Source organism: Actinomycetota bacterium (assembly GCA_040905475.1).
In the GTDB taxonomy this organism is placed as follows: Bacteria; Actinomycetota; AC-67; order AC-67; family AC-67; genus DATFGK01.
This window is the reverse complement of record JBBDRM010000166.1, coordinates 21,883-28,631: the sequence shown is the minus strand read 5'-3', so window position 1 is coordinate 28,631 and position 6,749 is coordinate 21,883. Positions and strand designations below refer to the sequence as shown.

Genomic DNA, 6,749 nt, shown 5'->3' with positions numbered 1-6,749 from the left:
CCCCCCCCCCCCCCCCCCCCCCCCCCCCCCCCCCCCCCCCGACCCATGTTGGAGCGCCGGTCGCCTCGGGTACCCTTTTCGCCGATGGACTCACCCAAGGCGGAACAGGACTGGGCGGCGCTCCACTACCGGGTCGAGCGCGACTCGACCGGAGTGAAAACGAGCCGACGCAAGCTGCGGCGGATCGCCGAGCAAGCCGCGGAGCTCGGGTACCCCATACCCGAGGGCTCTCACGACGTGGTCCGGATCCTCGACCGTGAGGGGAGGATCGTCATGGAGCGCGACTGGGGTGGCAACCGTCAGGCTGCCGTCGATGAAGAGGCCCGGATCGTCGACGACCTCCTCCATCTCAACGTCGTCGTGTTCCGGGCTCGGTACGGGATCGTCCCCGGCGAGGCGTTCGAGGGCGACGACGAGCCCATCGAGGCCGCGGCGGACGCTTCGGAGGTCGAGGCGATGCCCGACCGGCCGGACGCCGGAGCCGAGGGGAAGTAACCGGGCACGTCAGGGTAAACTCCCCGGACTTCCGATGCGGCTCCTCTCACTGGCACCCCTGCGCGGCCCCGGCCTGGAGGCCTTACGGGCGCTTGGAGAGATCGAGATCGATCCGTGGAGCGAATACGTGCCGGTCAAGCTCCACAGCGCGGACGATCTGATCGCCCGCACCGCCGGCGTCGAGATCCTGATCGTCGAGGCCGACCACGTCCCGGGCACGCTCTTCGAGGCCCGACCCGAGATCCGCATCGTCGCGAGCTGCCGCGCCGATCCCGTCAACATCGATGTCGACGCCGCGACCCGCGCGGGCGTGCCCGTCGTGCACGCGCCGGGCCGCAACGCCGAAGCGGTCGCCGACCTCGCGCTCGGGCTCATGTACACGTTGCTACGCGGCATCGTTCGGGCCGACGACGACGTTCGCGCAGGGCGCTGGATCGACGAAGGCCGCATCGCGTACCAGCGCTACCGAGGCCGCGAGATGCGGACGATGACGGTGGGCCTCGTCGGGTGCGGCGCCGTGGGCAAGGCCGTGGCGCGCCGGCTGTCGGCGCTCGGCGCCCGTGTGATGGCCGCGGATCCGTTCGCCGACCCGCACGACGTGCGCGCCGCCGGTGCGGAACCCGCCGACCTCGCAGAGATGCTCGCAGAGGCGGACATCGTGAGCGTCCACGCGCCCCTCAACGCCGCCACCCGCGGACTCCTCGGTGCCGGCGAGATCGGGAAGATCAAGCAGGGGGCATTCTTCGTCAATACCGCCCGTTTCGGTATCGCCGACGAGGAGCCGCTGCTCGAGGCGCTGCGATCAGGGCGGATCGCGGGCGCCGCATTCGACCACTTCCCGAACGAGTTCCTGGCAGCCGACCATCCCCTGCTCGAGATGCCGAATCTCGTGCTCACACCCCATATCGGGGGCGCCACTGAAGAGACCGAGGAGACGATGACGAGCCTCGTCGCCGAGGGGATCCGCTCCCTGATCGACGGCGATGAGCCGGTCAACGTCGTAAACCCTGAAGCGTTGGCCGCGTTCGCCGGAAGGGGAGCTCCGTGAGCCTCATCCTCGCGCTCGACATCGGGACGAGCGGCGGCCGCGCCGTGATCGCCGACACCTCCGGCCGTCGGGTCGGGGCTGCGACGCGCGCATGGAAGTACCGGATCGACGCGAACGGATTCCAAGAGCTCGACACTGATCTCGTTTGGGCCGCGCTCGCATCGGCGAGCCGTGAGGCGGTGCGCACGAGTCTCGCGCGCCCGGACGCGATCGCCGCCGTCGCGGTGACGAGCCAGCGGACCGGCGTGGTCTTCCTCGACGCGAAGGGCGAGGTTCTTTCGGCGGGCCCGAACTCCGACGCGCGCGGCGTGCGCGAAGGGATCGCGCTCGAGCGCTCGCACGGTGAGCTGGTGTACCGGCTCGCCGGACGGCTGCCGGTCTTCTTGTACCTTCCGGCGCGCCTCGCGTGGTTCCGGAACAACGCGCCGGCTCTCGCCGACCGGATCGCGAAAGCGTTGTCGTTCAGCGACTGGGCGACGTGGCGGCTCACCGGCGGCGCGGTGACGGCGACCGAGCCGACGCAAGCGGCCGAGATGCTGGCCTACGACGTCACGCGCGGCTCGTGGAGCGACGCGCTGTGCGACGCGCTGTCGACGCCGCGGAAGATCCTGCCCGACCTGCAACGGCACGCAACCACCGTCGGGTCGATCACCGAGGCCGCGGCCCGCGAGTTCGGCCTCCACGCGGGGACCCCCGTCGTGCCGGCCGGCGGCGACACCCAGTGCGCGGCGCTCGGCCTGGGCGCGACCGAGCCGGGAACGGTCGCCATCGTCGCCGGGACGACGATGCCGGTCACGCTGGTCGTCGACAGCCCGATCATCGACAACGAGCGGCGTCTCTGGACCTCACCGCACGCGGTTCCCGGCCGGTACCTGCTGGAAGCCCACTGCGGTGAGGCCGGTCCGGCGCTCGACTGGTACCTGAACCTCCTGGGCCACCCGGGCGGCCACCTGTGGCTCGACGAAGCCGCCGCGTCCGCGGAGCCTGGGGCCGGCGGCGTCACCTCGATCGACACCGGGCCCACGCGGATGGGCGATTACCCGATGATGCGGACCGGTGGCTTGCTGTTCCCGATCCCCTTGATGGCGCTCGGCCGGCAACCCGCCGACGTCGCCCGGGCCGTCCTCGAGGGCATCGCCTACGGCGCGCGCCACGGGATGGAGTGGCTGGCCGAGGTGGGCGTTCCCGCCACCGAGGTGGTCCTCTGCGGCGGCGTCGCGCGCAGCCAGACGTTCGGCCGGATCCTCGCCAGCGTGCTCGGCCGGCCGATCCGGCGTGCGCGCGAGGCGCAGGCCAGCGGGCTCGGTGGATGCATCGTCGGGGCCGCTGCTGCGGGTGCGTTCGGCTCGATCGCCGAGGCCGCCGGCGTCATGCACGACCGCGGCGACGTTGTTCAGCCGGAACCCGAATGGACCGCGATCTACGAAGGCATGTACGCCACCTGGGTGGAGCAGCGCGCGCGCTTCGAGCAGACGGTGGCGCGCGTCTCGGACCTCGGGTGACCGGCATGCATTACCCGGCGGAGCGCGAGAAGGTCGTCGAGGGCGGCCGGCAGATGCTCCAGCGAGGCTTCACCGAAGGCACGTCCGGGAACGTCAGTATGCGCGTCCCGGATGGAGCGCTCATCACGCCGTCATCGGTTCCGTATCTGGAGATCACGCCGGACGATGTCGTGCTCATGGACCTCGACGGCAACGTGCTCGAGGGAGAAAAGGTCGCTTCGGTCGAGCACAAGGTTCATCTCGAGTGCTACAAGCGCCGCGAGAACGTCGGGGCGGTGATCCATTCGCATCCGATCGTCGGCAGCATGTTCGCCGCGGCGCGCAAACCCCTCCCTGCGTTCCTCGACGAGTTCGGCGTCTACATCGGCGAGGAGGTGCGCGTCGCCGAATGGGGGATGTCCGGGACCCAGGAGATCGCCGATCAGGTCGCCGACGCGCTCGGCGAGCACAACGCAGCGTTCATCGCGTCGCACGGGATGGTCGCCGTCGGCCGGGACATCGACCACGCGCTGCTGAACACCGCGCGGGTCGAGCGCGCGGGCTTGATCTACATGGGGACGAAGCTTCTCGGAGAGCCCGGCGAGATCCCCGAGCACGCACGCGATCTCTACCGTCAGGTCTTCACGTACTTCCAGTCGCAGTAGCTACAGGAAGGCGCTGCGCCGCTTCGGCAGATACTCGACCAGGAGCGCCTGGACCGCCTGCCGCGTCTGGTCGGTGATCTCGAGCACGAGCTGCGTGTCGTCAACGCTCTCGGGGCCGAACGGTGCGGTGGGGATCGGCTCGCCGAAGATGATCAACCATTTCGACGGCAGCGGGATCGCGCCGAGCGGGCCCAGCAACGGGAACGTCGGTGTGATCGGGAAGTACGGGAGGCCGAACCGTCTCGCCACGGTCTTGAGGTCGGCGATCATCGGGAACGCTTCCTCGGCGCCGATGATCGCGACCGGGATGATCGGCGCTCCGACCTCCATGGCCACCTCGACGAACCCACCGCGACCGAAACGCTGGAGCTGATACCGCTTCTTCCAACCCTTGCCGATACCCTTGAATCCTTCGGGGAACACGCCTATGAGCTCGTCGCGGCGGAGCAATGCCACGGTCTCGGCACGGTCGGCGCGCGCGTTGCCGGCGATCCGGACGATGTCGCGGAAGAGCGGGATCTTGAAGACGAGGTCGGCTGCGAGGAGCCACGGGTTGCGTCCGTGTTCCTTGAGCGTCGCGATCTTGAGCATCGCCCCGTCGATCGGGATCGTGCCCGAGTGGTTGGCCGCGAGGATGGCCGGCCCTTCCGTCGGGATGTTCTCGATGCCGTGGACCTCGCACCGCCAATACAGCGAATAGAGGGGAAACGCCAGCGGCATGACGGCTTTGACGAGCTCGGGGTCATGGTCGTCGCGCGCGGGGCCCTCGCCGCGCATGCGCCGGCCGATGGCGGTCTCCGCGGCTTCGCGCCACTCCTCCATGAACTCGCGAGCATCGCGGGGCTTGCGGCCGCGAAGCGGTCCGAGGTGCTCGGCGCAGTAGGGCTTGCCCGGCAACGCGGCGCGGGTGCAGGGCTTTCCGCCGGGCATCGCCAGACAGACATGCTCCGCGGGCGCATTCGCACGTATCGCCACCAACCCATCCTATCGGTCGCGGAGGAACGGCGATCCGGCGCGTCGACCGCATTGTAGAGACCCGGGCCCTGTGCTATATCCCGTCGAACCTCGGGCCGGAACGAGGTTCCAGGAGGGACGATGAGGACCGCGGTCGTTACCGACAGTGCGGCCAACCTGCCGCCAGAGATGGCGGCGGAGCACGGCATCTCCGTCGTGCCGATGTACCTGAAGTTCGGTGAGAGCGTCTATCAAGACGGCGTCGACCTTCCCCGCGACGAGTTCTATGCCAAGCTCGAGCGCGAAGAAGTCCCCGTGTCGACGGCAGCGCCGTCGGTCGGTGACTACCGGGAGGCGTTCGAGCGAGCACTCGAGCATGCGGAAGGCGTGGTGTGTGTGACCGTCGCGTCGTTCGTCAGCGTCTCGTTCGACTCGGCGCGCGGGGCGGCGAACGAGCTCGGCGGCCGCGTCAAGGTCGTCGATTCGAAGAGCGCGTCGATGGGGGAGGGATGGGCGGCGCTCGAGGCCGCACGACTCGCCGCGGAAGACGCGGGCCTGGATGAGGTGGTAGCGCGTACCGAGGAGGTGGCCGCCCGGACCCAGCTCGCGGCCACCATCAACACGTTCGAGTTCCTCCGCCGCTCGGGTCGCGTCCACGCGCTGCTTGCGTACGCGGGGACCGCGCTGAACATAAAACCGGTGTTCGCCCTCCGGGGAGGCAAGATCGAGCAGCTCGGGCGGCCCCGCTCCCGCGCCCGGGCGATCGAGCGGATCCTGGATGAGACGCGTCCCTTGGCCGCGCACGGGCCGCTGCGTTGCGCGGTCGCGCACGCCGCCGTTCCCGAAGAGGCGGACGCGCTGCTCGCGCGGATCACCGCCGAGCTCGACTGCGTCGAGACCCTGCTCACCGAGTTCACGCCGCTGATGGGCGCCCACACCGGACCCGGCGTGCTCGCGATCGCGGCCTGGTCGTAGTCCGGGTCCGGCCGGGAGGCGCCCACCGCGGGTCGGCTAGGATGGCCGGGCTCATGGCGCTCGGAAATCTGCGTTCGCGTGCGATCGAAAACTCTCCGCTCAAATCAGCGGAGTTCAGAGCCGTCATCGGCGTCTCGCTTCTGATCATGTTCGGCTTCGGCTTGATCGTTCCGACGCTTCCGTTGTTCGCCAAGCGGTTCGGTGTCGGCGAGGCCGGCGTCGGATTGCTGCTCACCGTCTTCGCGGCGACCCGCCTCGCGGCCGACTTCGTCGCCGGGAACTTGATCGACCGGTACGGCGAGCGGGTCATGGCGGCTCTCGGGGCGGGCATCGTGGGTCTTTCCTCGATCCTCGCCGGCGCGGCGCCGAACTATCCGGCGCTGGTGGTCCTGCGGGGGCTCGGCGGGGTGGGCTCGGCTTTCTTCCTGGGTGCGCTGATGGCACACCTGATCGGCATGGTTTCGGCGGAGGAGCGCGGCCGGGCGATGAGCGTGTTCCAGGCCGTGCTCGGGATCGGGTTCCTGCTCGGGCCCGTCTTCGGCGGCATCCTCGCGGCAGCGACCGATCTCCGCGCTCCGTTGTTCGTGTACGGCGGGATCTGCCTCGCGTGCGCGCCGCTGGTTCTGCGGGTGATGAGCCGTGTGGCCGTTCCCCCCGACGCACTCGACGGAGGCCCGGAGATCGAGGCGGTCTCGGTCCCGGCGCCGTCGGTTCGCGCTTGGACCCGGCTCCGCCCCTTGTTCTCGGACTCGGCGTACCGCGCGGCGCTGGTCGGGAGCGCGGCGGGCTTCTACGTGACCGGCGGACTCCAGACGCTCATCCCGGGGTTCTGGGTGGACGTCCTGGCGCGGGACGACGGTGGGGTCGGTCTGCCGTTCACCGTCCTCTCCCTTGCGAGCCTCATCGTGATCTGGCACGCCGGCAGCGTCTCCGACCGTCTCGGACGCAAAGTGACGATGGTTCCTTCGCTCGCCGTAACCGCGGTGATCTGCGCGCTACTCGGCACGGTTCGGAGCGCGGTGGTGCTCATCGGGCTGCTGGCGGTGCTGGGCTTCGCGAACGGGTACTCGCGGCCGGGCCCGACCTCGATCGTCGGCGACGTCGCGCCGCCCGACGCACGCGGCGTCGCCC

Annotated in this window: 7 protein-coding genes; 6 read left to right on the top strand and 1 reads right to left on the bottom strand. The window is 70.0% G+C overall.

Annotated elements, in window-relative coordinates:
* Window positions 1-84: 84 nt before the first annotated feature.
* The 4 genes from WEB06_20375 to WEB06_20360 are packed head-to-tail and all read left to right on the top strand — an operon-like array spanning window position 85 to window position 3,689.
* Window positions 85-495: a hypothetical protein gene (locus WEB06_20375; protein ID MEX2557975.1), complete on the top strand. Its 411-nt coding sequence runs from the start codon at window positions 85-87 to the stop codon at window positions 493-495.
* Window positions 496-529: 34 nt separating this feature from the next.
* Window positions 530-1,543 (top strand): NAD(P)-dependent oxidoreductase, encoded by a 1,014-nt coding sequence (locus WEB06_20370; protein ID MEX2557974.1) that lies wholly within the window; start codon window positions 530-532, stop codon window positions 1,541-1,543.
* Window positions 1,540-3,045, top strand: coding sequence for an FGGY-family carbohydrate kinase (locus tag WEB06_20365; protein MEX2557973.1), 1,506 nt, complete (start codon window positions 1,540-1,542; stop codon window positions 3,043-3,045). The genes WEB06_20370 and WEB06_20365 overlap by 4 nt, the downstream gene beginning before the upstream one ends.
* A 5-nt stretch (window positions 3,046-3,050) precedes the next feature.
* On the top strand, window positions 3,051-3,689 hold the full coding sequence (locus WEB06_20360; protein ID MEX2557972.1) for a class II aldolase/adducin family protein: 639 nt from the start codon (window positions 3,051-3,053) through the stop codon (window positions 3,687-3,689).
* Here the strand turns inward: WEB06_20360 and WEB06_20355 are convergent, their stop codons facing one another.
* Complete coding sequence (locus WEB06_20355; protein MEX2557971.1) at window positions 3,690-4,664, bottom strand: lysophospholipid acyltransferase family protein; 975 nt, start codon at window positions 4,662-4,664, stop codon at window positions 3,690-3,692.
* A 120-nt stretch (window positions 4,665-4,784) separates the two neighbouring features.
* Here WEB06_20355 and WEB06_20350 point away from each other — a divergent pair, with 120 nt between their 5' ends.
* Together WEB06_20350 and WEB06_20345 are read left to right on the top strand one after the other, a co-directional pair.
* On the top strand, window positions 4,785-5,618 hold the full coding sequence (locus tag WEB06_20350) for a DegV family protein (protein MEX2557970.1): 834 nt from the start codon (window positions 4,785-4,787) through the stop codon (window positions 5,616-5,618).
* A gap of 53 nt (window positions 5,619-5,671) precedes the next feature.
* Window positions 5,672-6,749 (top strand): MFS transporter (locus WEB06_20345; GenBank protein ID MEX2557969.1); only part of this gene is annotated, 1,078 nt, incomplete at its 3' end.